The organism is Flagellimonas yonaguniensis (assembly GCF_029193885.1).
GTDB classification, from domain to species: domain Bacteria; phylum Bacteroidota; class Bacteroidia; order Flavobacteriales; family Flavobacteriaceae; genus Flagellimonas; species Flagellimonas yonaguniensis.
In genome coordinates this window covers 209476-235596 of sequence record NZ_JARFVB010000001.1, presented here as the reverse complement: position 1 = coordinate 235596, position 26121 = coordinate 209476, and the positions used below count along the sequence as shown (strand labels likewise).

Here is a 26121-nt window from a genome sequence, read left to right as displayed (position 1 = left end):
GCCCGTAAAAGTAAGCATCCCTTACGTATAAAAAAAGCGGCCAATGCCGCTTCATATAAAATTGATTTAATCAGGGTTTATTTTTTGAAGAGCCCTGCAATGAATAGAATCACTACGGCACCAATAACGCCGGTTATGAGGTCTCCAACAATGCCGGAACCCACATGGATTCCCAGTGTGGAGAACAACCAATTGCCGACAGCACCTCCAACAATTCCCAAAATAATGTTTATGAGGGCTCCAAACCCACCACCTTTCATAATTTTGCCAGCCAGCCATCCAGCGAGGGCGCCAATCAATAAAGCATATAAAATTCCCATATCCTAAGTTTTAATGGTTAGTCCTATAAAGATATTCAAAAATTCTACTTTTGACACATGAATGGAGTGATCAGAAATGCGGGGCATTTGTTGTACAGGGTTTGGTTCTATATTTTGGTCACCGTTCCCATTCTTTTGTTTTTTCCGTTTTTGCTCCTGCTGACCATTTCCGAAAAAACCTATCCTCAATTTTTTTGGTTGGCCCGAAATCTATGGGCCCGCCCCATTTTGTATGGCATGGGCTGTGTTCCGGTGGTTGTTCGTGAACAACGTATGGAAAAGGGTAAGAGCTATATGTTGGTGGCCAACCACACGAGTATGCTCGATATTATGCTGATGCTTCATTTGAGCAAAAATCCATTTGTGTTCGTGGGTAAAAAAGAACTGGTAAAAATCCCCATTTTTGGATTTTTCTATAAGCGGGTCTGTATCATGGTGGATAGGGACAGTGTTCGCAGTAGAACAGGAGTGTATCGGCGTGCCCAGAGAAGGTTGGATCAAGGCCTGAGCATTTGTATTTTTCCGGAAGGAGGTGTCCCTGAAGAGGATGTGATCTTGGACAAGTTCAAGGATGGAGCGTTTAAAATGGCGATAGCACATAAAATCCCCGTGGTGCCCATGACTTTTTTGGATAATAAAAAGCGATTTTCCTTCACTTTTTTTAGCGGCGGGCCTGGAAGAATACGGGCAATAGTTCATCCTTTTTTTGAAACTGGGATATTGAGTGCTTCCGACACGTCGACCTTACGGGAGGAGGTTAGGCAAGTAATCCTGAAAGACATGAATTCTTAGGAAAGCACTTTCTAGGCAAGATTGGGAAGCTCTAGAACAATGCTTTTGATGTTTACACCATCATTATTTGCACTGGTGGTATTGTGGGTAATTTGATATCCTTTGACCGTATTGAGCAGTTCCACCTGATCTTGCCATTTCATGATTTCATTGCGATAATCGTTTTTTGGAGGTGTGGTTTGCTCCATACTCTTGCAATGATACTGTATTTTTAAAACCACTTTTTTTTCAGAGGTAGCTATATCAATGTTGAAATGTTGATCGATCACTTTGTTGATGTTGGATTGCTCGACCAGATTTTCAAAGACAAGGAGAATTACGAACGAGGGGATTGTGATCTCTTTAAGGTCTCCGCTTTTCTTTTCTATGGAAATGGAGTATTCAAAAGAATCGTCGTACCGCAACTTTTGAAGTTTCAAGTACCAATGGAGCATATCTATTTCATTGTAAAGCGAAACAGTGTCTTTTCCCAATTGCTTCAAATAGAAACGGACCAACCTACTGAAAGTGGAAAAATAATCCAATGCCAGTTTGGTGTTCTGTGTGGTTATGAAATATTGGATGGCATTCAAGGAATTGAACACAAAATGGGGGTTGAGCTGCGAGTTAAGGGTTTTTAATTTCAGTCCCAACATTTCCTCCCTTAGTTGGAAAAGCTTGTCCTGTTTTTCAATGAGTTCTTTGTTGTCCCTGACGCTTTTGATTTTTATGGCGCAAATGGAAGCAATGGCCGAAAGCATTTTAAGGTGGCGGGCGGTAAAAAATCCTTTTTCGGGATGCTCGCAATCAATTACTCCGTAAAGGACATCCTCGTAGACTATGGGGACACATATTTCGGAAAGCCTATTGTCATCATCCAAGATATATCTCGGGTCTAGTGAGGTGTCCATTACCAATTCCGGCTTTCCTGTTTTAGCCACACATCCGGTTATTCCATCTCCGATGGCAATGTTCACGGGATTGTGCAGTTTAAAGTCTCTTGGATTTTTTGGACCATAGGCCGCTTTCTGTACCAACACTTGCTTAGGATGGTCGACCAGATAGATGACACAATCGACAAACCCCAATTTGGAGATGCAATTTTTGGCTAGGTCCCACAGGATGTCTTCTTCGTTTTCCTTTCCCATAAGTGATTTGGAAAAGTAAATGAGAATGTCCTCAAATTGCTCATGTTTCACGGTATCAATAAGTTGGTTAGTATTCAAGCGTTTAAAGTAAGAAAAATATGTGAATGTTATAGTGAGATAAAAAAAGCGCCCCATTTTAGTAGAGCGCTCAATTGATTGCTTTAAAGGAGCAATCTTCCTAACCAACTTCTTAAAACCTTAGAATTTAAAGCTGAATCCACTGTACACCCCAATGGAATATGGCCTGAAATTACCTGACACATTGGAGAAAGTATTCAGTTGATATTTAAATACAGGTTCCACATTGAATCTGATTTTTGGACTGAATTGATAATTGAGTCCCATACCAAAGTTTGCACTAAAATTCAATGAGTTTATGTTGTTCGCCTCGCCCATTTCGGTAACCAGTTCATTGGATTCCAAGAGGACCGAATTGTCCACAAGAAACAGAGAACTTACCCCGCCAATGAGGTCGACTCCGAATTTTTTGTCCAAAATCGCATAGTTTACTTCCAAAGGAACCTCGATATAGCCGAGTTGCTGGACCATTTTGCCGTCAAGAGTGGGCGCCTCGCTCAGGGCGATCTCTTTGGAATCGAAAGCAGCTTGGTTTTTGGGATTTTCCTTGCTTTGTACCACAATGGATTCTGAGGTTGGGCCATAGTCGATGTTTGCCAATTTATCGGTTGCAGCGGCTCGAAGGGTAGAGGAGAACAGGACATCATTGGTGTCGTATCCATAGTTTACGCGATGTACCCCCGAACGGATTTTCACTTTTTTACCCACTTCATAAGCGACGGTAAGGCCGTAACTTAGATTAAGTTGTCCCGATTTTGAGTTGGAGGAAAAGTCAGGACCAACGGGGGAACCGTCTCCGGATGCATCAAAATATACGGGTGCCAAAGATGGACCAACGGACCATTTGCCCGATTTGTTTTCGGCAATGGCCTCCTCGATTTCGTTCTGCTCTTTTATCGCATCGTAAATGGACTGCTTTTTATCTTCATCTTTTTCTTCGGTATGTTCAGCAACTTGTTCATCATTGATTTCGGATGATATGTTTGATTGACTTTGAACAGGTTTTGTCTCATTGGGATTCATTGTCACTGCAACGGCACTGTTGTTTGCAGCATCTTTGTTGTTGGTAAGCGCTTCAGCATCGTTTGAACGACTGTTTTCAGCCTGTGCCATCGCTGTAACTGAACCATCTCTGTTTGAACTGGAAGCAGCATTTTCAGCAACCATTGATGCACTCTTAACGCCTAGGTTTTTTCCTGTGGTCTGATGGTTTGTTTTCTCTGCGTTTTCATCGTTGGTCGTATTTGCCAATCCCCCTTTTTGTTTTTCTGAAGTGATTGCGGAACCATTGAAATCATCGCTGTCCCTTTCTTCCGATTTGTTCGGCGCTTCGGGAAGTGCACTGTTTTCCGTGTCCGTGATGATCTGTTCTTCCACGGGTTGCTCAGCAAATGGATTGATGACCATCAGCAGTAGCACCAAGGCAGCGGCGACACCCCCAAGGCTCCACCAAATGGGTATGGCCCGCTTTTTTTGTTTCTTTTTGTCCAAAGAAGCTTCAATGGAGTTCCAGACTTTTTCGTCCGGAACTTCCTGAAAGTCCTGAAAACTTTCTTTGAACAATTGCTCTAAATTCTTTTTCCCCATCATTGATTTATTTAAGCAATGTTGATTTTGGTTTTTTCTATTTTATCCCTCAAAATGGCTTTTGCCCTTGCCAAATTGGATTTTGAGGTGCCAGTGGATGTCCCCAACATCTCACTGATTTCCTTATGACTGTAGCCGTCCAATACATAAAGGTTGAACGTCAACCTATATTTATGTGGCAGTTCTTGAATGTATCCCAAAAGGGTGGGTAGACTGATATCCACATCTTCGGTATCCACCTCTACTTCATCTTCGGTGTTTTCCGAAACAAGGTTGAGATGTTGGTCTTTTCTGTATTTCTGGAGGACTGTGTTTACTGTTATCCTCTTGATCCAACCTTCAAAAGACCCCTTGAAACCAAATTGATCGACCTTGTCGAATATGGTCATAAAACTGTCATGCAGATTGTCTTCCGCCTCAGTTTTGTTCCGGGAATACTTGAGGCACATACCGAAAAGAATACCGGAATATCTCCGGTATAGTTCAGCTTGGGCCTGTCGGTTTCCCTTCTGACAGTTATGTATCAATTCATCAAGATCCAAATGTTGGTCAATTTTGGATTGTTGCCATTTAATTTGTTGGTGTTTCCTCTACCAAGGGGACAGTGTATTCCAAGAAAGTGGCGTTGCCATCGGCATCATCCCCTGCATAAAATCTAAATGTATAATCGTCCTTATAAATTACCTTAAACTTCAGGTTGGCCACAACTTCCTCTGCCATTTCTGTGCATACTCGGTCTTCATCCGTTAGTACAGACCCTATTACCACAACATCGCGGCCTGTCTCTGTGGTTTGTGTCACATCGAACCCTTCAAAAAAGGTGCAGCCATTAGGTCTAAGGTAGGTTACGTCAATGTCGTAAGTTTTCCCATATTCAAAAGATTCAGGCATATCAGCCTCGACCGTGGTCAGGGCGGCAAAGTAAAAATTTGGGGAATCATCGTCCACTTCACATGAAATGAACCATGAGCATGCCACAATAAAAATAAAGGGCATTAGCACTTTTTTCATAATAATCCTTTTACTCCCTAGATGTACAGTATACACAAGGGTTGCGTGGAATCATCACAACTAAAAGTTAATCTCCCAAAAAAATCGATAAAAGTATTATGCACTTACCGCAGCAATGGCCTCTTTGATCTTGTCTTCCAATTCTTCGGCCAGTTCGGGGTTGTCCATCAGCAATGATTTCACGGCATCCCGTCCTTGTCCCAATTTAGTGTCGCCATAACTGAACCAAGAACCGCTTTTCTTGACGATTTCGTAGGCTACACCCAAATCAAGGATTTCCCCGATCTTGGAGATTCCTTCCCCGTACATAATGTCGAACTCGGCTGTTTTAAAAGGGGGTGCCACCTTGTTTTTCACAACTTTGACGCGGGTCTTGTTTCCCTGTACTTCGCCATCGGTACTTTTAATTTGAGTGGAACGCCTAATGTCCAATCGAACGGATGCGTAGAATTTTAGGGCATTACCACCAGTTGTTGTTTCAGGGTTACCGAACATGACCCCGATTTTTTCCCGCAACTGGTTAATGAAAATCACGGTACATTTTGTTTTGCTGATCGTGGATGTCAGTTTTCGCAAAGCCTGTGACATCAACCTGGCGTGCAATCCCATTTTGGAATCGCCCATTTCCCCTTCGATTTCACTTTTTGGGGTCAGGGCTGCCACGGAATCCACGATTACGATATCGATGGCTCCGGAGCGAATCAGGTTGTCGGCAATTTCCAGGGCCTGCTCACCGTGATCGGGCTGTGAAATGATCAAGTTGTCGATATCAACCCCTAATTTTTTGGCATAAAAACGGTCGAAAGCATGTTCCGCATCAATAAATGCAGCAATACCGCCGGCTTTTTGAGCTTCGGCAATCGCGTGCAGGGTCAATGTGGTTTTACCGGACGATTCCGGACCGTAAATTTCCACAACCCTTCCTTTGGGGTAACCCCCCACACCTAAAGCAATATCCAATCCCAACGAGCCGGAAGGAATGACCTCTACATCTTCAACAACACTGTCACCCATTTTCATGACAGCCCCTTTTCCATAGGTTTTGTCCAACTTGTCCAATGTAAGTTTAAGGGCCTTTAATTTTGCTTCTTTCTCTTTGCTCATGGTTAAAATTGTTAGGAAGGCTAAAATACCATTTCTTTCCACATGAAAAAAAGGGCACGCAACCTTTTTAATAACAATACATCTTAAGTGTACTAACTCATCTATATAGAACTGGCTACAGTTCACAATTGCTAGGAGGGAGAAAATAATAGCTGTGAAAAAGAATAGTGGATCAAGGGGCCATTAACAGGCCCTTTTGATTTGCTCTCCCTTTAATTTTTATCTTTGCACCACATTTTCAAGAACCATTCTTTAACTTAATTAGGTATAGCATGCAACTGTACAATACATTGAGTGCAAAAGAAAGGGAGGCGCTTATTGAGGAGGCCGGTAAAGATCGGCTTACCATCTCTTTCTACAAATATGCACACATAGGCAACCCTCAAATTTTGAGGAACCATCTCTTCTTGACCTGGAACGGTATGGAAGTTCTAGGTCGGATTTACGTAGCCCATGAAGGCATCAATGCGCAGCTTTCGGTTCCTGCGGATAACTTCAAGGTTTTTAAGGAGCACTTGGACAGCATTTCATTTTTGGAAAATGTTCGGTTGAACATTGCTATTGAACAGGACAATAAATCATTTTTAAAGTTGAAAGTGAAGGTCCGCAACAAGATTGTGGCCGATGGCTTGAACGATGCCACCTTTGATGTGACCAACAAAGGAATCCACGTAGGGGCAGAACAATTTAATGAACTTATTGAGGATGAGAACACCGTTCTGGTGGATATGCGAAACCACTACGAAAGTGAGATAGGGCATTTTAAGAATGCCGTTACGCCCGATGTGGACACGTTTCGTGATTCTCTCGACATTATTGAACAAGACTTGGCAGAGCACAAGGAAGATAAAAAATTGGTCATGTACTGTACGGGAGGCATCCGTTGTGAAAAAGCCAGTGCATACTATAAACACAAAGGCTTTAAAAATGTCTACCAGTTGGAAGGTGGCATCATAGAATACACCAGGCAAGTCCGCGAAAAGCAATTGGAAAATAAATTCCTGGGGAAAAACTTTGTTTTTGACCATAGAAGGGGCGAACGCATTTCGGATGAAGTGATCGCGCATTGCCATCAATGTGGCAAACCTTGCGATACTCATGTAAATTGTGCCAACGAAGCCTGTCATTTGTTGTTTATTCAATGTGAGGAGTGCGCCGAAAAAATGAACAATTGCTGCTCTGTGGATTGCATGGAGGTACATGCATTGCCCTACGAAGAACAAAAACGTTTGCGTAAAGGCAAGGGAGCTAGCAACAAAATATTCAAAAAAGGACGTTCCCCCGTGTTGAAATACAAGAAGTAGCATTTCACTACTGCAACAAATTGTACTATATTTACAATTAGTAATTTTTATGAACCCTATTGAGGTTGTTGAAACGGATGGGAAGAAATTTCATGTCATATCGAGCGCAGTCGAGATGTGTTTTAAATTTCTCAGTGCTTGAAGTAGATTTGGCTGTAATCCAACTGACAACGTTTTATTGACACCTCAATCAAGATATTAAATATGGCGTGTAGCAGTTGTTCAACCGGCAAGGATGGACAACCGCGTGGTTGCAAGAACAATGGTACTTGCGGCACTGATGGTTGTAATAAGCTGACAGTCTTTGATTGGCTTTCCAATATGTCGTTGCCCAACGATCAAAAACCCTTTGATTGTGTTGAGGTACGTTTCAAAAACAGTAGAAAGGAATTTTTTAGAAATACGGAGAACCTTACATTGTCCATTGGCGATGTTGTGGCCACCCAGGCCAAATCCGGTCATGATGTGGGCGTGGTTACCCTGACAGGGGAATTGGTAAGAATCCAGATGAAACACAAGAAAGTGTCTCCTGAAGATAAGACCATTCCTAAAATCTACAGAAAAGCCACACAAAGGGACATCGATATTTGGCAAAAATGCAGAAATAGGGAAGAGGAGATAAAAAAACGTTCCAGGGAAATTGCCATCTCGTTAAGACTTGAAATGAAGTTGAGCGATGTGGAATTCCAAGGGGATGGATCCAAGGCCACATTTTATTATACTGCTGATGAACGAGTTGATTTTAGGCAGCTCATCAAGGATATGGCCAAGGCATTTGGCATCCGTATTGAAATGCGACAAATAGGCTACCGACAAGAAGCCCAGCGATTGGGCGGAATAGGCTCTTGTGGTCGGGAACTCTGCTGTTCCACTTGGTTGACGGATTTTAGGTCCGTGAGTACTGCATCCGCCCGTTATCAGCAATTAGCTCTGAACCCACAGAAATTGGCAGGACAATGTGGAAAGCTCAAATGTTGCCTCAACTACGAATTGGATATGTATCTGGAGGCGTTGAAAAACTTCCCACCATCCGATAGCAAGCTAAAGACTCAAAAAGGGATTGCATTCTGCCAAAAAGCGGATATTTTTAAAGAAACACTCTGGTTCTCCTATAAGGATGAACCAGCAAACTGGCATGCGTTGACCAAGGACCAGGTTCTTGAGATTTTAGAGTTGAACCAGAAGAACCAAAAAGTGGCAAGTCTTGAAGAATATGCGGCAGACAATGTTATCGAGGAAAAAACGACTTTTGAAAATGTAGTGGGCCAAGATAGTCTTACCCGTTTTGATAGGCCCAAAAAGAAAAAGCGCAGAAAGAAAAAGCGCAGAAAACCAAAACCTAAAGCATCTTCCAATGCGAAATAAATTTTTGTTGCCACTGATTGCAGTACTTGCCCTATCATCCTGCAATGAGTTGTTGGTTTATTCCGACTACCGGCCCATCAAGGAAGGAAAGTGGGAGATGGACCAAGGAATCGACTTCCAATTCTCTGAACTGGATTCTACCCAGGCCTACAATCTGTTCATCAATATCAGAAACGATGATACGTTTGCCTTTAGCAATTTATTCCTGATTACCGAGATGGAATATCCAAGCGGAAATACCGTTAAGGATACACTGGAATACAGAATGGCGGAATCCAATGGCGAATGGTTGGGAAAAGGAATGGGAAGCGTTAAGGAAAATAAACTTTGGTTCAAAGAAAACATCGATTTTCCGGATTCCGGCGTATATAAAGTGAACATTTCCCATGCCATGCGCAAAAATGGCGATGTGGAAGGCCTTCATATTCTTGAAGGAGTAACGGATGTTGGTTTGGAAATAGAAAAAGCACCCAAATTATAATGGCAAAGAAGCGTCAAAAAAAACAGCAGCAGAATTTTTTCCCTTTCATTAAGTGGTTTTGGATTTTATTCGGAGCAGGAGTTCTTTCTGCCGTTCTCATTTTTCTTTTGGCCTCATGGGGGGTCTTTGGAGAGATGCCCACTTTTGAACGCTTGGAAAACCCAAGCACCAATTTGGCCACAGAGATAATTTCTTCCGATGGAGAGACCTTGGGTAAATATTATTTGGATGACAACCGTACCCCAGTAGCGTACGGTGACCTTCCTCAAAACTTGGTCGATGCTTTGGTGGCCACCGAAGATGTAAGATATTATGACCATTCCGGTATCGATGCCCGTGGATTCGCAAGAGCCTTGGCTTTTTTAGGGACAAAAGGGGGTGCCAGTACCATTTCCCAACAGTTGGCAAGACAGCTTTTTATTGGGGTCAGGGACAAGGAAAGTACTACCAATGCAATTCTTCAAAAAGTAAAGGAATGGGTCATTGCTGTCCGATTGGAGCGAAACTATACCAAAGAGGAGATCATGGCGATGTACTTCAACATCTATGACTTTGGGAACAATGCAGATGGAATTAGATCGGCAGCTAGGGTATACTTTGGCAAAGAACCGATGGAGCTTAGAACGGAAGAAGCCGCAATGCTTGTCGGAATGTTCAAAAACTCTTCCCTGTACAACCCCAGACCACATCGAAACCCTGTGGGCACTAAAAGCCGGAGGGACGTTGTCCTATCACAAATGGCTAAATACGGTTACATTTCCGAAAAGGAAAAAGACTCACTCCAAACATTGGACTTGAACTTAAATTACAGTCCAGAACTGCACAATGAAGGACTGGCCACTTATTTTAGGATGTACATGCAGCGTTGGTTGAATAACTGGGCAAGCGACAATCCGAAACCCGATGGCGAGAAATACAATATTTATTTGGATGGATTAAAGGTCTACACGACCATAGATGCAAGAATGCAGGCAAATGCGGAAGAAGCCGTGCAGGAGCACATGAAGAACCTTCAAGCGGAATTCTTTCATCAAAATACACCCGATCGCAACCCAACCGCTCCATTCCTGGATGTGAGCAGGGGAGCTATTGATACCATTATGGATAGGGCCATGAGACGATCGGCAAGATGGCGCCACTTAAAACGAGAGGGATTGTCCGAAAAAGAAATCGAGACAACCTTCCATGAGAAGGCGGAAATGACCGTTTTTGATTGGAACAGCGATTCTTATGATAAGGATACCATAATGACCCCGATGGACTCCATTAGGTACTACAAAACCTTCCTGCGAACCGCCATGATGTCCATGGAGCCCCAAACAGGCCATGTAAAAGCATGGGTGGGAGGTGTGGATTACAAACATTTCCAATATGACAATGTGATACAAGGCTCAAGACAGGCAGGCTCCTTGTTCAAGCCCTTTGTGTATGCCGCTGCCATCGATCAGCTTCGCTATTCGCCATGTTACACCCTTCCGGACAACCAATATTGTATTGAACCTGGAAAACATGGAAACATGGCTGCATGGTGCCCAAAGAACTCGGACGGAAAGTATTCCGGGGAAGATATGACCTTGAAAAATGCCTTGGCCAATTCGGTAAATACCATAACGGCACAACTCATTGATAGGGTAGGCCCTGGATCGGTGGCCTCAATAGCCAAGAACATGGGCATTACCAAAGAAATTCCAGAAGTGCCATCCATTGCATTGGGTACGCCCGATGTAAGTGTTTATGAAATGGTGGGTGCTTTTGGAACGTATGCCAACCAAGGCGTTTATGTAAAACCCGTAATGGTTACCCGTATAGAGGATAAAAATGGAACCGTACTTTACGAATATACGCCCGAGACAAAGGATGTGCTCAGTAAAGATGTGGCCTATGCCATGGTCAACCTTTTGGAAGGGGTGACACAATATGGTTCCGGTGGGAGACTAAGGCATACCTATGGAGTTAACAATACGGTGTATAAAGAGATTATTACTGGATATCCTTACGAACTCAATAACCCAATAGCGGGGAAAACAGGAACTACCCAGAACCAAAGTGATGGGTGGTTTATGGGTATGGTGCCCAACTTAGTGACTGGAGTCTGGGTAGGAGGCGAGGATAGGTCCATCCACTTTAACCGTCTGGCTTATGGACAAGGAGCGGCAATGGCATTGCCCATTTGGGCCGTCTATATGAAAAAGAACTATGCCAATGAGGAACTAGGTATTTCCCAGGATGCTTTTGAAGAACCAGAGGAACTCTCCATCAATGTGGATTGTTCCAAGCAGCAAGATAAAGAAGAGGAGCAAATTGATACCGAAGACGATTTGGACGATTTGGATTTCTAGAAGGAACCCATTTTAATGAAATAAAGCCCCAAGCATATCTAAATTTGCTTGGGGCTTTTTTATTTAAATCGTAATTTCAGGGAAAATAAATAAGAATTCTATGATCAACAAAACAGTTGCCAATGTTGCCGAAGCTTTAAAAGGTGTCGAAGATGGCATGACCTTCATGCTGGGCGGGTTTGGCCTATGTGGAATACCTGAAAACGCCATCGCCGAATTGGTGCGATTGGGCATTAAGGATATTACCTGTATATCCAACAATGCCGGGGTCGATGATTTTGGTCTGGGGCTACTTTTACAGAAACATCAAATCAAGAAAATGATTTCCTCCTACGTGGGTGAAAATGATGAGTTTGAACGTCAAATGCTGAGCGGAGAACTCGAAGTGGAACTCACACCGCAAGGAACGCTTGCGGAGAAATGTAGAGCGGCACAAGCAGGATTCCCCGCCTTTTACACACCTGCAGGTTATGGGACCGAGGTGGCCGAAGGAAAAGAGACCCGTGAATTCGATGGGAAAATGTATGTGTTGGAACCAGCTTTCAAGGCCGATTATGCTTTTGTAAAGGCATGGAAGGGGGATGAAGCGGGCAACTTGATCTTCAAAGGCACAGCAAGGAATTTCAATCCGTGCATGTGTGGGGCTGCCACCATTACCGTGGCCGAGGTAGAGGAGCTTCTGCCAGCAGGTAGTTTGGCCCCCAATGAGATACATATTCCCGGCATATTTGTGCAACGTATTTTCCAAGGGGACACATTTGAGAAACGAATTGAGCAAAGAACAGTAAGAGCCCATTAAATAATTATTCAATGCTGTAATTTGAAGATGAGAAACGATAAACAAAATGCAGAAAGTTTGGCAGACTTTATTCATAAATTCAAAATAGCAGCCAAAGAAGCTAATGAATTGGAATATTGGTTGGATTTATGTAAAGATTCTATCCACTATCCATCTCCAAATGATAGCTTGATAAGTGAGCTTAGGTCAATTATTTTAATCATATCAAAAATCATTTCGACAAGCAAAAAGGTAAAATTGTCTAATTGAACAATTAAGATATTTTCAAATTATGTTAGATAAAAACGGAATAGCAAAACGCATTGCACAAGAGGTCAGGGACGGATACTACGTTAACCTTGGGATTGGGATACCTACTTTGGTGGCCAATTTTGTCCGTGATGATATAAGTGTGGAATTTCAGAGTGAGAACGGAGTGTTGGGTATGGGGCCTTTCCCATTTGAAGGAGAAGAGGATGCCGACATCATCAATGCAGGCAAACAAACCATAACCACCTTGCCAGGAGCCTCTTTTTTTGACTCCGCTCTGAGTTTTTCCATGATTAGGGGCCAACATGTGGATTTGACCATCCTAGGGGCAATGGAAGTTGCACAGAATGGCGATATCGCTAACTGGAAGATTCCGGGAAAGATGGTAAAAGGGATGGGAGGTGCCATGGACTTGGTGGCATCCGCTGAGAATATCATCGTGGCCATGATGCATACCAATAGAGCAGGACAATCGAAATTGTTGAAGCGATGTACCTTGCCACTGACCGGAGTAGGCTGTGTGACCAAAATTGTGACCAACCTTGCCGTGCTGGAAGTTACGAAAGATGGATTCAAATTATTGGAAAGGGCGCCTGGGGTATCCGTTGAAGAAATTCAGGAAGCTACCGAAGGTAAATTAGTGGTGGAGGGAGACATTCCCGAAATGAATATTTGATAAATATTTGCGCCATTTTTACAACATAAATATGGCATTACACAACAATAGTTTTAAATTGCCATTCATCGATTATATATTTGGTTATATCGAAATTTTTACCCAAATTAACACCGCAAACCAAATTAACCATGGCACTAAAATCAAACACTACGATGGACGAGAATGTTCAAGTTTACAAAAACGATTTTTTCACAGGTTTTATGCTTTTGATCAAGAAGCTTTTTATGCTATAGATTAGTAGACATCCCCCTGAAAAATATGGAGCCAACGTTTTGTTAGGCTCTTTTTTTTGTAGTAAGGCCGAGCAACCAATATTTTACAACTTTAATAAGTTCCCCAAATACAGAATATCACCTTCGGCCTGCAATTTGTAAGCAAAAGAATTCTCGAAAGCGGCATGGACCAATAGTGAAATGGCATTTGCGTTCAGCTTGGTTAAACTATTGGTGCGGTAAACCACATCCCTGATGGTGGAAAAACTCACATTGCTCTGTATGGCAATATTGGCAAAATCGTTTTTGGAAGTGTTTCTTCGCAGTACCTCGGAGAGTCTTTCGTTTATTGGCTTTCCGTAATCCTCTTCTTTGAAGATCAATTCACTTTTTAAAAATGGCCCAAGGCCTTTAATAGATCCCATATATAATTCGTGTTTAAAATAATTATATGTCGGGGTCAAATCCTATTTTCTATATTTGGCTTGTAACCCAATTACAGAAAACTAGATGAATTGCTGCGTTGAGCGCATATTGCGTAACAATATTACACAATATAGAAATAAATGTATATAATAAAGCAATTAAGAAGAAAAAATAATATCAGCCAATCACAATTGGGCAAAGAAATTGGGGTCAGTTTACGCACGATTCAGCTTTATGAGCGCAAGGATGCCAATATTCCCATAAAAAACCTTACCAAGATTGCCGAATACTTTGGACTTACCATTGCCGAGTTGTACATGCACGAGGTCAACGATATGGGGGAGGCCTACACCAAACGGCAACCTTTTACCAAACATGGCAGTGTTTTTTACCCATTGGAGCATGGAAAGTATCTCGTGATGGCACCCTTGGTATTGGTCGAGTGGCATCAAAAATATATTCAAGGCCTACAGAAGGATAGTCTCATCAATCCCTTTCAGGGGGGGTTTATCATTGATTTTTTGACAGATGAACCACATCGTATCTTCGAGGTTTCTGGCGATTCCATGAACGATAATAGTGCAGCTGCCATTCCGAATAAGACGTATGTACTTGGGTTGGAAATCAAAAAAGAATCCTTGACACGTCACAATGAAACCCATTGGAACCAATCCTATATATTGGTTTGTGCCGACAGAATTATTTGTAAACGACTTACAGGGTACAATAAAGAGGATAAGGCGCTACAGTGTCACAATTTGAATACATCCCCGGAATTCAAAGACTTTGAGTTGCCTCTGGATGATGTGATACAAGTCTTCACGATTGTGAAAAAGCAGATTTGACGGCATTGAGATGGGTCAACACCCGTTCCAAACATTCATCCAAATCTTTTTTCACCTCTGTTTCCCAGAAACGGAATACTTTGTATCCTTCTTCCTTTAATGTTTGGTTTACCTCTTGATCCCGTTGTATGTTACGTTCGATTTTGGGAATCCAGAACTCACGGTTGCTCTTTATCCTATGTTTGCGTTCCTCCCAATTGTGGCCATGCCAGAATTCCCCATCAATAAATATGACGGTTTTGTACTTTTTTAATGCAATATCAGGCCTTCCTATGAGCTTTTTATAGTCGATGCGATATCTGTAGCCCGATTGCCACAACGCTTTTCTAAAGGCGAGTTCTGGCTTGGTGTTCTTGCCACGAATCTTTCCCATGATCTTGGAACGCTCCGGCGTGGTGTAAAAACCTGATTCCTCATTGAACCGAGGTACTTTTATGCGTTTTTTCGGATATTCTTTGGGCATACCGTAAGATAACAAAAAACCCAAACTCCTCTTGGAATTTGGGCTTTGTAAATCGAAATGTTATAATGTTTATCCTTTACATGTAGCGGATAAGTACTCACGGTTCATTCGAGCGATATTGGTCAAGGAAATACCTTTGGGGCATTCCACTTCACAAGCTCCAGTATTGGTACAGTTACCAAAACCTTCCAGATCCATTTGGCGAACCATATTTTGTACACGCTCTGTAGCTTCCACTTGTCCTTGGGGCAACAAGGCAAATTGAGAAACCTTGGCAGAAGTGAACAACATGGCACTTGCATTTTTACAAGCGGCCACACAGGCGCCACAACCAATACAAGTAGCAGCGTCCATGGCTTCGTCCGCATCGTATTTGTTGATTGGAATGGTGTTGGCATCAATCGTGTTACCAGATGTGTTTACGGAAATATATCCCCCAGCTTGCTGAATCCTGTCAAAAGCGCTTCGATCCACGATCAAATCCTTGATCACGGGGAATGCTTTGGCACGGAAAGGCTCAATCACGATGGTATCCCCATCGTTGAACTTGCGCATGTGCAACTGGCAAGTGGTCACCAATCTGTCGGGACCGTGAGGTTCCCCGTTGATTTGCAGGGAACAAGTTCCGCAGATACCTTCTCTACAATCGTGGTCAAATTCCACAGGCTCTTCTCCTTTGGAGACCAATTCTTCATTCAAGATGTCCAGCATCTCCAAGAAAGACATATCACCTTCTACCCCGTCAAGGGTATAATCAACTATTTTTCCTGGTGTGGATGCGTCTTTTTGACGCCATATTTTTAGATATAATTTCATAGTTTCTTATTTGTAGGATCTTGTCTTCAGTTCAATATTCTCGTATACCAAATCCTCTTTGTGCAATTCGGCATCTTTGGGCTCGCCCTTGTATTCCCAAGCGGCCACATATTTAAAGTTCTCGTCATCACGGAGTGCCTCGCCTTCTTCTGTTTGGTACTCTTCACGGAAATGTCCGCCACAAGACTCGTTTCTGTGCAAGGCATCTTTTGCAAAAAGTTCGCCCAATTCCAAGAAATCGGCAACACGTCCCGCTTTTTCCAGCTCTTGGTTTTTGGAATCGATGGTTCCAGGAACTTTCACGTTCTCCCAGAAATCTTTTCTAAGATCGGAAATCTCTTTGATGGCTTCTTTCAGTTCTTTTTCGTTACGGGCCATACCACATTTGTTCCACATGATCTTGCCCAGTTTCTTATGATAGTAATCCACGGAATGGATTCCAGAACCGCCCATCAGTTTTTCCATTCTATCACGAACCTGTTGTTCGGCTTCATCAAACTCCTTGGAGTCTGTTGGAATGGCCCCTGTTCTAATATCATCGGATAAGTAATCACCAATAGTGTACGGCAACACAAAATATCCGTCGGCCAGACCTTGCATCAAAGCGGAAGCTCCCAAACGGTTGGCGCCGTGGTCGCTAAAGTTGGCCTCACCAGCCGAGTAACATCCTGGAATTGTGGTCTGCAGGTTGTAATCCACCCAAAGGCCTCCCATGGTGTAGTGTACCGCAGGATAAATCATCATTGGGGTTTTATACGGATTCTGATCTACGATTTTTTCGTACATCTGGAAAAGGTTTCCGTACTTGGCCTCTACTACCTCTTCACCGAGTTTGGTAATCGTCGCTTTGTCAGGGTTTTTAAGTCCAGAGGTCAAGGCCTTTTCCTTTCCGTAACGTTCAATGGCAGATGCGAAGTCCAAGAATACGGCTTCACCGGTCTTGTTTACTCCAAAACCAGCATCACAACGTTCCTTTGCTGCTCTGGATGCCACATCACGGGGCACTAGGTTACCAAAGGCAGGATACCTTCTTTCCAAATAGTAATCCCTGTCTTCCTCGGCGAGTTCCGTTGGTTTCAATTTACCTTCACGGATGGCTATGGCATCTTCTTTTTTCTTGGGCACCCAAATACGTCCATCGTTTCTAAGCGACTCGGACATCAATGTCAATTTGGATTGATGGTCACCTGAAACGGGAATACATGTTGGGTGGATCTGGGTAAAACATGGATTGGCGAAGAAAGCCCCCTTGCGGTGTGCTCTCCAAGCGGCCATTACATTACTTCCCATGGCATTGGTGGAAAGGAAGAATACGTTTCCATACCCTCCAGTTGCCAAAACCACTGCGTGTGCACTATGTCTTTCAATCTCTCCACTGACCAAATCCCTGGCGATGATACCTCTTGCTTTGCCGTCGACCAAAACCAAATCCATCATTTCGTGACGGTTGTAGGCTTGGATCTTACCACGGTTGATTTGACGGTTCATGGCAGAATAGGCACCGAGCAACAATTGTTGTCCAGTTTGTCCTTTCGCATAAAAGGTTCTGGATACCAATACCCCACCAAAAGAACGGTTGTCCAACATACCGCCATACTCGCGGGCAAAGGGAACCCCTTGTGCCACACATTGGTCGATAATGTTGCCTGAGACCTCGGCCAATCGGTAAACGTTACCTTCTCGGGAACGGTAGTCCCCACCTTTTATGGTATCGTAAAAGAGACGGTAGTTACTATCGCCATCTCCTTGATAGTTTTTTGCTGCATTGATCCCCCCTTGGGCAGCAATGGAGTGCGCCCTACGTGGTGAATCTTGATAACAGAATGTTTTTACATTGTAACCCAACTCGGCCAAAGTAGCTGCAGCGGCACCTCCAGCAAGACCTGTACCTACAACGATGATGTCGATGTTCCTTTTGTTGGCAGGGTTAACCAGATTGATGTCGTTTTTATGCTTGGTCCATTTGTCGGCCAACGGCCCAGATGGAATTTTAGAGTCCAATATGCCCATGCTTAATGTGTTATTGGGTTAAGGTGGTGGTATATGGCGATAAATGCAAATGCCAAGGGTACCACTACCGCGAATATTTTAGCAAATTTTTTGAATCCGGCGGTGTACTTGTTGTTCACACCCATGGATTGGAACGATGAAGCGAAGCCGTGCCACAAGTGCAAGCTTAGCAACACAAAGGAAACCACGTAAAGAATGGTCCTCCAAAAAGGAGCAAATTTCTCTACCGTTTCATAATAGTAACGTGTTGGGTCCTCTGGATTGGCTTCAACATATTTGTAGGCCATTTCGTGTACCCAAAAATCGTAGAAGTGCAATGCCAAGAAAGCAAGGATCACTAGACCTGAGTAGATCATGTTTCTGGATACCCAAGGCGCATTGGCGCTACCTTTGTACTTAACATAGCTTACATCCCTGGCTTTTTTGTTCTGGATTTCCAAAACAAAGCCCATAACAAAGTGTACAATCACACCAATGATCAAGATGGGCTGCATCAAGAACTGGATTATTGGGTTGTAGCCCATAAAATGGGATGCTTCATTAAAAAAATCGGGAGAAAATACCGAGGCCAAATTGATGGCCACGTGAAGAATCAAAAATGTGACCAAAAAAAGACCCGATAGGGCCATGACATATTTTCGGGCCAACGAAGATTTTATCAAACTCATTAGAAGTTAGTTTTTACACAAATTTACGGCACGGATGAGTTTTTAACAAGCTTTCAACATTGTAAACATGGTTATTTAGACTCATTTTAAGCTACTGGGATTTAATCCTTCAGGATTTGATTTTGGGAATTTTAACCGATATTACGATTGATTTTCAAATCAATGCAAATAACATGGACATTGCCATTCTTTCCGTAAGCCTTAATGTGTATTCCACCTTTAGGATTGCCGAGGAATTTGAAAAAGCGGGCCATTATGTGGAGCATATCGACCATACGAAATGCTCGGTACAACTGGGTGGGGACAAACCACAAATTTTTTACGGAACAGAGAACATTACGGATGAGTTTGACGCCATTGTCCCAAGAATTGGCACTACTGTCACTAGGCATGGTGCTGCCATAGTGAAGCAGTTTGAAATGAACCATATTTTCAGCACGGCAAAGTCGTTGGGAATCATTCGGGCCAGGAATAAGGTCTCTACACTGCAGCTGATGTCCAAAAAAGGGATTTCCGTTCCCAAAACCGTGTTTTCCATCAACCCCAACAATGTTGAAGATCAGATAGAACTTTTGGGCGGTGCACCTGTGATCATTAAACTACAGGAGGGCACCCAGGGCAAAGGGGTCATTCTGGCGGAAAGCAAGAAGTCCGCAAAATCCGTAATAGACACTTTATATAATATGAACACCAGTATTTTGCTGCAGGAATATATCGAGGAGGCCAATGGTGAAGACCTTAGGATTGTTGTTGTGGACAATAAAATAGTGGCCAGTATGAAGCGTACAAGTGGCCTTGACGATTTTAGATCCAATGTGCACCGTGGAGCGGAAACCCAAAAGGTGCAACTGACACCAAGGGAAAAATTTATGGCCATCAATGCAACCAAGCATTTGGGACTTGGTGTGGCCGGGGTGGATTTGATTCGTTCCAAAAATGGCCCTTTGTTGATTGAGGTAAATGCATCCCCTGGACTTAAAGGCATTGAAGCGGCCACTGGGGTAAACGTTGCCAAAAGCATTGTTCAATTTGTGGAAAAAAATGGGAGGAGAAACAGAAAATAACCGAAGCAGGTAGTCTTAGGCAGAGCGATTGATTTTTTTTTCATTGATTTTGGCCAAGCTCCATTTGATGGCGTTTTCCAGATTGGAGAACTGTCTGATCTTATTTCTGAAGAACATGCGTTCCAAAACTACACTGGCCAATCCACTATTGTTGTATGCGACTATGGAGTAAAACTCCAATTGGTGCCGATGTTTGTAAAACTTCAGCCAATCGGTGGGCACTACGGAATAGTTGTGAATGCGATTGCTGATGTAGGCTATGGGTTTGTCTTGACCGAGGACTTCGTAAGCAACTTCTATTATCTTTTCAGCAATGGTCCAATTGAAGATCTCGCCTTCGTTCATTTCAGAAATGACCAACCCATCAAAAAAGTAAAAAATTCCAAATTCGTATTCCCGTATCTCTCTAATATGTTTAAAAAACTCTAAATTCTGAACGCGCTGCATGTCTTCTATCTGTTTGATGAATCAATTCTATACATCAAAAGTAGAGGCAAGAGTTCGTTCTATTTGAGGCTGTTTTACCAATGCCCTTTTAGAATTGGTACAAAGGCCTTTTCAATTGACGGCCGATTTTTCACATTTCAGCCAAAAAGAAGTATTCCTACATTAGTTGTTTTAATAACTGATTATTTCTCCATGTTCTTCAATTGGATTCCAAGCGCTTTGGTGGATAGTTGCACTTCCAAAAGGGAGAGTATCAAGGAAATCATCAAAAAAACGAGGCTAACACCAAAAATGACATTGGCCCAAACACGCATTTCCACATAGATCAAGAACATGGTCACGGCCGCGAGCAAAAAACTTATAATGGCAGAAGCCTGCATGTTTTTGATGATGCCCAAGCGTGTTCGTAGTTGATTGATCTGTTCCTTTAAAGGTTGTGCTGAAGTTTCCTCGAACTGTTTGTGCAATTGCCTGATCAATGCCGCTATGGCCAAATACCGGGCATTGTAGGCCAACATGGTCAAAGAGATGGCGGGGAATAGAAGCGCAGGGATGCTTAGGTTGAGCTGCATTTTTTCAATTTGATATGGAAGGTAAGAATTTGTCTTCGGTAACGCAATTACCTACATTTGAACAAATCAAATCACACTTATGAAATACGCTCAAATAGACAGCAACCTTTTTGTTAAAAACCGTAAAAAATTCATGGGCCAAATGAGGCCGAAGAGTATTGCGGTTTTCAATTCCAATGATATTTACCCCATAGGCGCTGATAGTACCTTGCCATTTGAACAGGACCGTGACATTTTTTACTTGAGCGGTGCGGATCAGGAAGAGACAATTTTATTGTTGTTTCCAGATGCCATGGACCCAAAGCACAGGGAAATTCTATTTGTAAGGGAAACCAACGACCATATTGCCGTTTGGGAAGGAGCAAAGCTTACCAAGGAAAAAGCGACCGAAGTATCGGGTATTGAAACTGTGTGTTGGCTTACCGATTTCGATAAAATATTTTTTGATTTGATGACCGAGGCGGATACCATATATTTCAATACCAATGAGCATTACCGCCAAGCTGTGGAAACGCAGACCCGCGAAGCTCGGTTTATTGAAAAGTGCAAAAAGGAGTATCCAGCCCACCAATGGGCCAAGAGCAACCCAATTTTGCAGAACATTCGTGGAGTAAAAGAACCCGAGGAAATTGAATTGATGCAAACCGCATGCGACATCACGGAAAAAGGGTTCAGAAGAATATTGGGGTTTGTAAAACCTGGTGTTTGGGAACACGAAATTGAAGCGGAATTTTTGCACGAATTTGTTCGCAACCGCTCCAAGGGTTTTGCATATTCTCCTATTATTGCAGCAGGAAACAATGCCAACGTACTTCACTATTTGGAAAACAATCAAGAAGTGAAAGACGGGGACATGATATTGTTGGACCTTGCCGCTGAGTATGCTAATTATTCCAGTGATATGACACGTACCATTCCTGCAAACGGAAGATTTACCGATAGACAGAAGGAGGTCTACAGTGCGGTGCTTCGGGTTAAGAACGAGGCCACCAAAATGTTGGTGCCCGGAACCATTTGGGCCGAATTCCATAAAGAAGTGGGTAAATTGATGACTTCCGAGTTGATAGGTCTGGGCTTATTGGACAAAGCCGATGTACAAAACGAAAACCCAGATTGGCCGGCATACAAAAAGTACTTCATGCACGGAACCAGTCATCACATTGGATTGAATACCCACGATTATGGCGAATTGAAAACCCCGATGAAAGCCAACATGGTATTTACCGTGGAGCCCGGGATTTACATTCCAGCAGAAGGAATGGGCATCCGTTTGGAAGATGATGTTGTCATCCAAGAAAAAGGGGAACCATTCAATTTGATGCACAACATTCCTATCGAAATTGAAGAGATAGAGGAGTTAATGAACAAGTAAATTGTTTTATCGAACGCAGTCGAGGCAGAAATACCTCGTTCTGCTCAACATGACAAAAAAGGAACAATATGAACCTAATTTGGTTGATCCAACAATCAAACATTGAAAAAAAGATGGAGGAAGCTCCTGATAGTGCCTATGGAATAGGCGTTGTCATCGGGAGTTATCTCCCTTTTGTGGTATTGGCAGGAATCGCCTATGCCATATATTACTACAATAAGAAGAAGCGGGGCTCGGAATAAACCGGACAGGGCCCCCAAACGTCAATCATTCATCATCAATCAAAAAACAAATGAAAATCGTAGATCTCTCCAAGCCTATTCGGTTCAATAAGGCCGACCCTTGGTTCATGAAAGTCAAAATCAAGCATAAACCGCACCGCAAGTCAAAATGGCTTTTACGTGCCATGGGGCTGCCGTTCAAACTTTTTCCAAAGGGATTCAATGGATGGGCAGACGACACCATTCAAAAAATGGGTGTTCATGCCACCACACATATTGATGCGCCTTGGCACTATTCCCCGACCACAAATGGCAAAAAATCCAAAACCATAGACGAAGTTCCGTTGGATTGGTGTTTTGGCGACGGTATTGTGATCGATATGAACCACAAACAGGATTTTGACCCCATTACCATTGCTGACATACAGTCTTTTTTGGATGAAAATGGGTTGGACCTAGAACCTGGAATGATTGTTCTGATCAAAACGGGAAGGGATAAATACAATGGCACCAAGGACTTTCACAAAAAAGGTACGGGAATGAGCGCCGCTGCCACGGAATGGCTTATTGATAAGGGCATAAAAGTGATGGGAATCGACTCTTGGGGCTGGGATCTGCCCTTGCCCTATATGTTGAAGAAGGCCAAGGAAAGTGGCAACTCGGAATATTTTTGGGAAGCCCATTTGGTTGGTCGGGAAAAAGAGTATTGCCACATGGAACAATTGGTCAATCTGGATGCATTGCCGTACTCTGGATTCAAAGTTGCCGTATTCCCACTAAAGATAGTGGGTGCTTCTGGGGCACCGGCAAGGGTTGTGGCGATGTTGGAATAAATGCAAATCCTTTGGTTGTCAATTGTTTATTTGCTTATTGCCGCTAAAACAGCGAACTTCACAGGACTTACAAACAATTCTTATGAAAAAAGTATTTCTTTTCCTGTGTTGTTCAGTTGCTTATTTGTCCTTTTCCCAAATAGCGGAGGACCAAGATGTGGACAACATTTTTGCTGAATGGGACATGCAGGTCCCTGGTGCAGCTTTGGGAATTGTGGAAGATGGCAAGCTGGTCTATGCCAAGGGCTATGGCAGTGCTGATTTGGAGCACGACCTACCCATTACACCTTCGTCCGTTTTTTACATTGGCTCTGTTTCCAAGCAGTTTGTAACATTTTGTGTCCTTTTATTGGAAGAGCAAGGAAAATTGAATCTGGATGACAAGATTCAAAAATACTTGCCAGACTTTCCCGAGTACGGAGCACCGCTTACAATCAGGCACTTTATCCATCATACGAGTGGAGTTCGTGACTACCTGACATTAATGTACTTGAAGGGTAGGGATTATTTGGACAATTCGGATGTGGATGAGGTGTATGAACTGATCAAAAATCAAAAAGAGCTCAACTTTACCCCTGGGGAAAAATATCTCTATAGTAATTCGTGCTACTTTATGCTGGCCATGATCATCGAAAAAGCATCGGGCCGAACCATAAAGGAATTTGCAGCCAATAACATCTTTGGGCCATTGGGAATGGAGCATACCCAATTCTATGACAATAATTTGGACTTGGTCAAAAACCGGGTGTTCAGTTACCGTAAAAAGAGCAATGGCATTGGATTTGACAATTTGATCATGCGATTCGACCTTGTGGGGTCCGGAGGGGTATATTCCAGTATAGAGGACCTGTATCTGTGGGATCAAAATTTTTATCACAACATTTTGGGAAAAGGCGGGCAGGACATCATCAATAAAATGCACAAGGAAGGGGTTTTGAACAATGGCGAGAGTGCTGGGTATGCCTTCGCACTGCACAACGATACCTACAAGGGTTTGCGAACGGTTCATCATGCTGGCTCATTGGCCGGTTATCGTGCACAGTTGCTTCGTTTTCCGGACGAAGAATTCTCTGTGATCATACTGGCCAACAGGGCGGATGCCGATCCATCCAGCAAGGCCTACCAGGTGGCGGACATCTTTCTAAAGGACAAACTGAAAGAAACCCAGCACGGGAAAAAGGAATCCGAACCAGAAGAGGAAGAAATCAGTAGAACACAAGAGTTTGATTTGTCCAATATTGATTTGAAAGCCTACGTAGGCGAATTTTATAGTGACGAACTGGACACCACCTATAAAATTTATCGTGACGATGATTCCTTAAAACTTATAATTGCCAACGCTGACCCCAAAGTGATGATGGTTAAAGGTGTCGATGTTTTTGAAGCAGAGGGATATAGGCTTCGGTTTAATAGGAGCAGTGATGAAGTATCGGGCTTTGAGTTTGATGCGGGAAGGGTAACCAATTTAAAGTTTGAAAAACAATGAGAATAGCAGGCTGGTTTTTTGCTTTTCTGGTTCTGACCATAGGCCTCATCAATACATTTTGGGGAAACGATCCAGGTTATGGCATTTTTGTAATGCTCTCCTCATTGGTTTTTTTCAATCCAGTGACCGATTATTTGAGTCGAAAAACAGGAGTGGTCATTCCACTTTGGATCAAGATTGTTTTGGCACTCCTTATTTTTTGGACCGCCTTGGGCGTTGCCGAGTTAAGCGACAAGATCGATCTTATGGTCAATGATTTTTTGTAAGCAATGTAACCTGTTCCGATAAAGTGTCGTCATACCTTACAAATCAAAAAACGTAAGGTAAAAATGAAAACCAAATTTTGTAAGGGACTATTGAGGTTCCTCTTAGTGACTATTTCAATAGGGTCTCAATTATCGTTGAATGCACAGGACCTATCATCCCAAATAAACAATAAGCTTGAAGAGAAATTTACCAAAAACGGACCAGGAGCCGTTTTCCTGGTGGCCAAAAAAGGGGACATCATTTATAAAAAGGCTTTTGGGCTGGCCAATATCGAACTTCAAGTGCCCATGGAGACCAATCATGTCTTCGAGATTGGTTCCATGACCAAACAGTTTACCGCTGTTTCCATTTTAATGTTGATGGAAGAAGGAAAGTTGCGCTTGGATGATGAAATAACCAAATACATCCCCGATTATCCGACGCAGGGCAATGTGATTACCATCCACCACTTGTTGAACCATACTTCGGGAATAAAAAACTTTACAAGTGTAAAAGGACTCAATGCCATTGCTGACAATGATATGGATCCCTTGGAGGTAATCGATTTTTTTAAGAACGAACCCATGGACTTCGACCCGGGGGAACAATTCAAATACAACAATTCGGGTTATTTCATTTTGGGCTACATCATTGAAAAAGCTTCAGGTATGAGCTATGCCGATTTTGTGGTTCAGCGGATTTTTGAAAAATTGGGAATGTCGTCATCATATTATGCAAGCCATTCAAGAGTGGTACCCAATAGGGCTTCAGGCTACCATAAAAGGGAGGCATATATCAACTCTAGGCATATCAGTTATTCCATACCCTTTGCATCTGGCTCTTTGATGTCCACTGTGGACGATATGTTCAAATGGTGGGAAGCAATCAAAAACCATGAGTTACTCAGCAAGGAAACCACAAACAAGGCCTTTACCAATTATATGTTGAACAATGGGGGACAAACCGATTATGGCTATGGATGGCATGTTAAAACGTTGAATGGCACCAAGAGCTTTGAACATGGCGGGTCGATTTTTGGATATAAATCCATGGGGGTATATTTGCCAAAAGAGGATATTTATGTGATCGGATTGAGTAATTGTGATTGCAACTCCCCCACCAAAATCACGCGGGATATAGCTGAAATGGCCATGAAATCTGTTGTTGTGACCAAGAAAATACGCTAACTTTAATACTTCAAACGA

Annotated in this window: 29 protein-coding genes; 16 read left to right on the top strand and 13 right to left on the bottom strand. The window is 42.8% G+C overall.

What is annotated here, in order from left to right; all coding sequences use genetic code 11:
• Positions 1–77: 77 nt before the first annotated feature.
• Positions 78–320: a GlsB/YeaQ/YmgE family stress response membrane protein gene (locus PY092_RS01065; protein WP_275614008.1), complete on the bottom strand. Its 243-nt coding sequence runs from the start codon at positions 318–320 to the stop codon at positions 78–80.
• Between the two features lie 57 nt (positions 321–377).
• Between PY092_RS01065 and PY092_RS01060 the strand changes: the two genes are divergently transcribed.
• Positions 378–1112: a lysophospholipid acyltransferase family protein gene (locus PY092_RS01060; RefSeq protein ID WP_275614007.1), complete on the top strand. Its 735-nt coding sequence runs from the start codon at positions 378–380 to the stop codon at positions 1110–1112.
• 11 nt (positions 1113–1123) lie between these two features.
• Here PY092_RS01060 and PY092_RS01055 read toward each other — a convergent pair whose 3' ends face one another.
• The 5 genes from PY092_RS01055 to recA all read right to left on the bottom strand — a co-directional run bounded on the left by PY092_RS01055 (position 1124) and on the right by recA (position 6019).
• Positions 1124–2290 (bottom strand): histidine kinase, encoded by a 1167-nt coding sequence (locus PY092_RS01055; RefSeq protein ID WP_275614006.1) that lies wholly within the window; start codon positions 2288–2290, stop codon positions 1124–1126.
• A 147-nt stretch (positions 2291–2437) separates the two neighbouring features.
• Positions 2438–3907 (bottom strand): outer membrane beta-barrel protein, encoded by a 1470-nt coding sequence (locus PY092_RS01050; protein ID WP_275614005.1) that lies wholly within the window; start codon positions 3905–3907, stop codon positions 2438–2440.
• 8 nt (positions 3908–3915) lie between these two features.
• The gene (locus PY092_RS01045) at positions 3916–4446 is read right to left on the bottom strand and encodes an RNA polymerase sigma factor (protein WP_275614004.1); all 531 of its coding nucleotides are present in this window, start codon (positions 4444–4446) and stop codon (positions 3916–3918) included.
• 28 nt (positions 4447–4474) lie between these two features.
• Positions 4475–4915 carry a hypothetical protein gene (locus tag PY092_RS01040; RefSeq protein WP_275614003.1) on the bottom strand — a complete coding sequence of 147 codons (441 nt, stop codon included), beginning with the start codon at positions 4913–4915 and terminating at the stop codon, positions 4475–4477.
• 96 nt (positions 4916–5011) lie between these two features.
• Complete coding sequence (gene recA, locus PY092_RS01035; RefSeq protein ID WP_275614002.1) at positions 5012–6019, bottom strand: recombinase RecA; 1008 nt, start codon at positions 6017–6019, stop codon at positions 5012–5014.
• A 272-nt stretch (positions 6020–6291) separates the two neighbouring features.
• On the opposite strand from recA, the gene trhO reads away from it, so the two are divergent.
• The 7 genes from trhO to PY092_RS01000 all read left to right on the top strand — a co-directional run bounded on the left by trhO (position 6292) and on the right by PY092_RS01000 (position 13232).
• The gene (gene trhO, locus PY092_RS01030) at positions 6292–7323 is read left to right on the top strand and encodes an oxygen-dependent tRNA uridine(34) hydroxylase TrhO (RefSeq protein WP_275614001.1); all 1032 of its coding nucleotides are present in this window, start codon (positions 6292–6294) and stop codon (positions 7321–7323) included.
• 204 nt (positions 7324–7527) lie between these two features.
• On the top strand, positions 7528–8688 hold the full coding sequence (locus PY092_RS01025) for a PSP1 domain-containing protein (RefSeq protein WP_275614000.1): 1161 nt from the start codon (positions 7528–7530) through the stop codon (positions 8686–8688).
• The gene (locus PY092_RS01020; protein ID WP_275613999.1) at positions 8678–9169 is read left to right on the top strand and encodes a gliding motility lipoprotein GldH; all 492 of its coding nucleotides are present in this window, start codon (positions 8678–8680) and stop codon (positions 9167–9169) included. The genes PY092_RS01025 and PY092_RS01020 overlap by 11 nt, the downstream gene beginning before the upstream one ends.
• On the top strand, positions 9169–11508 hold the full coding sequence (locus PY092_RS01015; RefSeq protein WP_275613998.1) for a penicillin-binding protein 1A: 2340 nt from the start codon (positions 9169–9171) through the stop codon (positions 11506–11508). The genes PY092_RS01020 and PY092_RS01015 overlap by 1 nt, the downstream gene beginning before the upstream one ends.
• Before the next feature lie 100 nt (positions 11509–11608).
• Positions 11609–12307, top strand: coding sequence for a CoA transferase subunit A (locus tag PY092_RS01010; RefSeq protein ID WP_275613997.1), 699 nt, complete (start codon positions 11609–11611; stop codon positions 12305–12307).
• Positions 12308–12334: 27 nt separating this feature from the next.
• Entirely contained in the window at positions 12335–12556 is a 222-nt protein-coding gene (locus PY092_RS01005) for a four helix bundle protein (RefSeq protein ID WP_313790192.1), read from the top strand.
• A 22-nt stretch (positions 12557–12578) separates the two neighbouring features.
• Positions 12579–13232 (top strand): CoA transferase subunit B, encoded by a 654-nt coding sequence (locus PY092_RS01000; RefSeq protein ID WP_275613996.1) that lies wholly within the window; start codon positions 12579–12581, stop codon positions 13230–13232.
• Positions 13233–13551: 319 nt separating this feature from the next.
• On the opposite strand, the gene PY092_RS00995 is transcribed toward PY092_RS01000, so the two are convergent.
• On the bottom strand, positions 13552–13872 hold the full coding sequence (locus tag PY092_RS00995) for a hypothetical protein (RefSeq protein ID WP_275613995.1): 321 nt from the start codon (positions 13870–13872) through the stop codon (positions 13552–13554).
• 141 nt (positions 13873–14013) lie between these two features.
• On the opposite strand from PY092_RS00995, the gene PY092_RS00990 reads away from it, so the two are divergent.
• Positions 14014–14718: a helix-turn-helix domain-containing protein gene (locus tag PY092_RS00990; RefSeq protein ID WP_275613994.1), complete on the top strand. Its 705-nt coding sequence runs from the start codon at positions 14014–14016 to the stop codon at positions 14716–14718.
• On the opposite strand, the gene PY092_RS00985 is transcribed toward PY092_RS00990, so the two are convergent.
• From PY092_RS00985 to PY092_RS00970, 4 genes are all read right to left on the bottom strand, one after another.
• The gene (locus PY092_RS00985) at positions 14693–15181 is read right to left on the bottom strand and encodes a very short patch repair endonuclease (RefSeq protein WP_275613993.1); all 489 of its coding nucleotides are present in this window, start codon (positions 15179–15181) and stop codon (positions 14693–14695) included. The genes PY092_RS00990 and PY092_RS00985 overlap by 26 nt on opposite strands.
• A gap of 69 nt (positions 15182–15250) precedes the next feature.
• On the bottom strand, positions 15251–15997 hold the full coding sequence (locus PY092_RS00980) for a succinate dehydrogenase/fumarate reductase iron-sulfur subunit (protein WP_275613992.1): 747 nt from the start codon (positions 15995–15997) through the stop codon (positions 15251–15253).
• A 6-nt stretch (positions 15998–16003) separates the two neighbouring features.
• Positions 16004–18007, bottom strand: coding sequence for a fumarate reductase/succinate dehydrogenase flavoprotein subunit (locus PY092_RS00975; RefSeq protein ID WP_275613991.1), 2004 nt, complete (start codon positions 18005–18007; stop codon positions 16004–16006).
• A 2-nt stretch (positions 18008–18009) separates the two neighbouring features.
• The gene (locus PY092_RS00970) at positions 18010–18675 is read right to left on the bottom strand and encodes a succinate dehydrogenase cytochrome b subunit (RefSeq protein ID WP_275613990.1); all 666 of its coding nucleotides are present in this window, start codon (positions 18673–18675) and stop codon (positions 18010–18012) included.
• 173 nt (positions 18676–18848) lie between these two features.
• Between PY092_RS00970 and PY092_RS00965 the strand changes: the two genes are divergently transcribed.
• The gene (locus tag PY092_RS00965) at positions 18849–19739 is read left to right on the top strand and encodes a RimK family alpha-L-glutamate ligase (protein ID WP_275613989.1); all 891 of its coding nucleotides are present in this window, start codon (positions 18849–18851) and stop codon (positions 19737–19739) included.
• Positions 19740–19754: 15 nt separating this feature from the next.
• Here PY092_RS00965 and PY092_RS00960 read toward each other — a convergent pair whose 3' ends face one another.
• Positions 19755–20186, bottom strand: coding sequence for a hypothetical protein (locus PY092_RS00960; RefSeq protein WP_275613988.1), 432 nt, complete (start codon positions 20184–20186; stop codon positions 19755–19757).
• A gap of 182 nt (positions 20187–20368) precedes the next feature.
• Positions 20369–20758 (bottom strand): DUF2721 domain-containing protein, encoded by a 390-nt coding sequence (locus PY092_RS00955; protein WP_275613987.1) that lies wholly within the window; start codon positions 20756–20758, stop codon positions 20369–20371.
• A 79-nt stretch (positions 20759–20837) separates the two neighbouring features.
• Here PY092_RS00955 and PY092_RS00950 point away from each other — a divergent pair, with 79 nt between their 5' ends.
• The 6 genes from PY092_RS00950 to PY092_RS00925 all read left to right on the top strand — a co-directional run bounded on the left by PY092_RS00950 (position 20838) and on the right by PY092_RS00925 (position 26103).
• Complete coding sequence (locus PY092_RS00950) at positions 20838–22130, top strand: aminopeptidase P family protein (RefSeq protein ID WP_275613986.1); 1293 nt, start codon at positions 20838–20840, stop codon at positions 22128–22130.
• Between the two features lie 68 nt (positions 22131–22198).
• Positions 22199–22372, top strand: coding sequence for a hypothetical protein (locus PY092_RS00945; protein ID WP_275613985.1), 174 nt, complete (start codon positions 22199–22201; stop codon positions 22370–22372).
• Between the two features lie 50 nt (positions 22373–22422).
• Complete coding sequence (locus tag PY092_RS00940; protein ID WP_275613984.1) at positions 22423–23184, top strand: cyclase family protein; 762 nt, start codon at positions 22423–22425, stop codon at positions 23182–23184.
• An 82-nt stretch (positions 23185–23266) separates the two neighbouring features.
• Positions 23267–24670, top strand: a complete 1404-nt coding sequence (locus PY092_RS00935; protein WP_275613983.1) for a serine hydrolase domain-containing protein — start codon at positions 23267–23269, stop codon at positions 24668–24670.
• On the top strand, positions 24667–24936 hold the full coding sequence (locus PY092_RS00930; protein ID WP_275613982.1) for a hypothetical protein: 270 nt from the start codon (positions 24667–24669) through the stop codon (positions 24934–24936). Before PY092_RS00935 ends, PY092_RS00930 begins: the two co-directional genes overlap by 4 nt.
• A gap of 63 nt (positions 24937–24999) precedes the next feature.
• Positions 25000–26103 (top strand): serine hydrolase domain-containing protein, encoded by a 1104-nt coding sequence (locus PY092_RS00925; RefSeq protein ID WP_275613981.1) that lies wholly within the window; start codon positions 25000–25002, stop codon positions 26101–26103.
• The last annotated feature ends 18 nt before the right edge of the window (positions 26104–26121 follow it).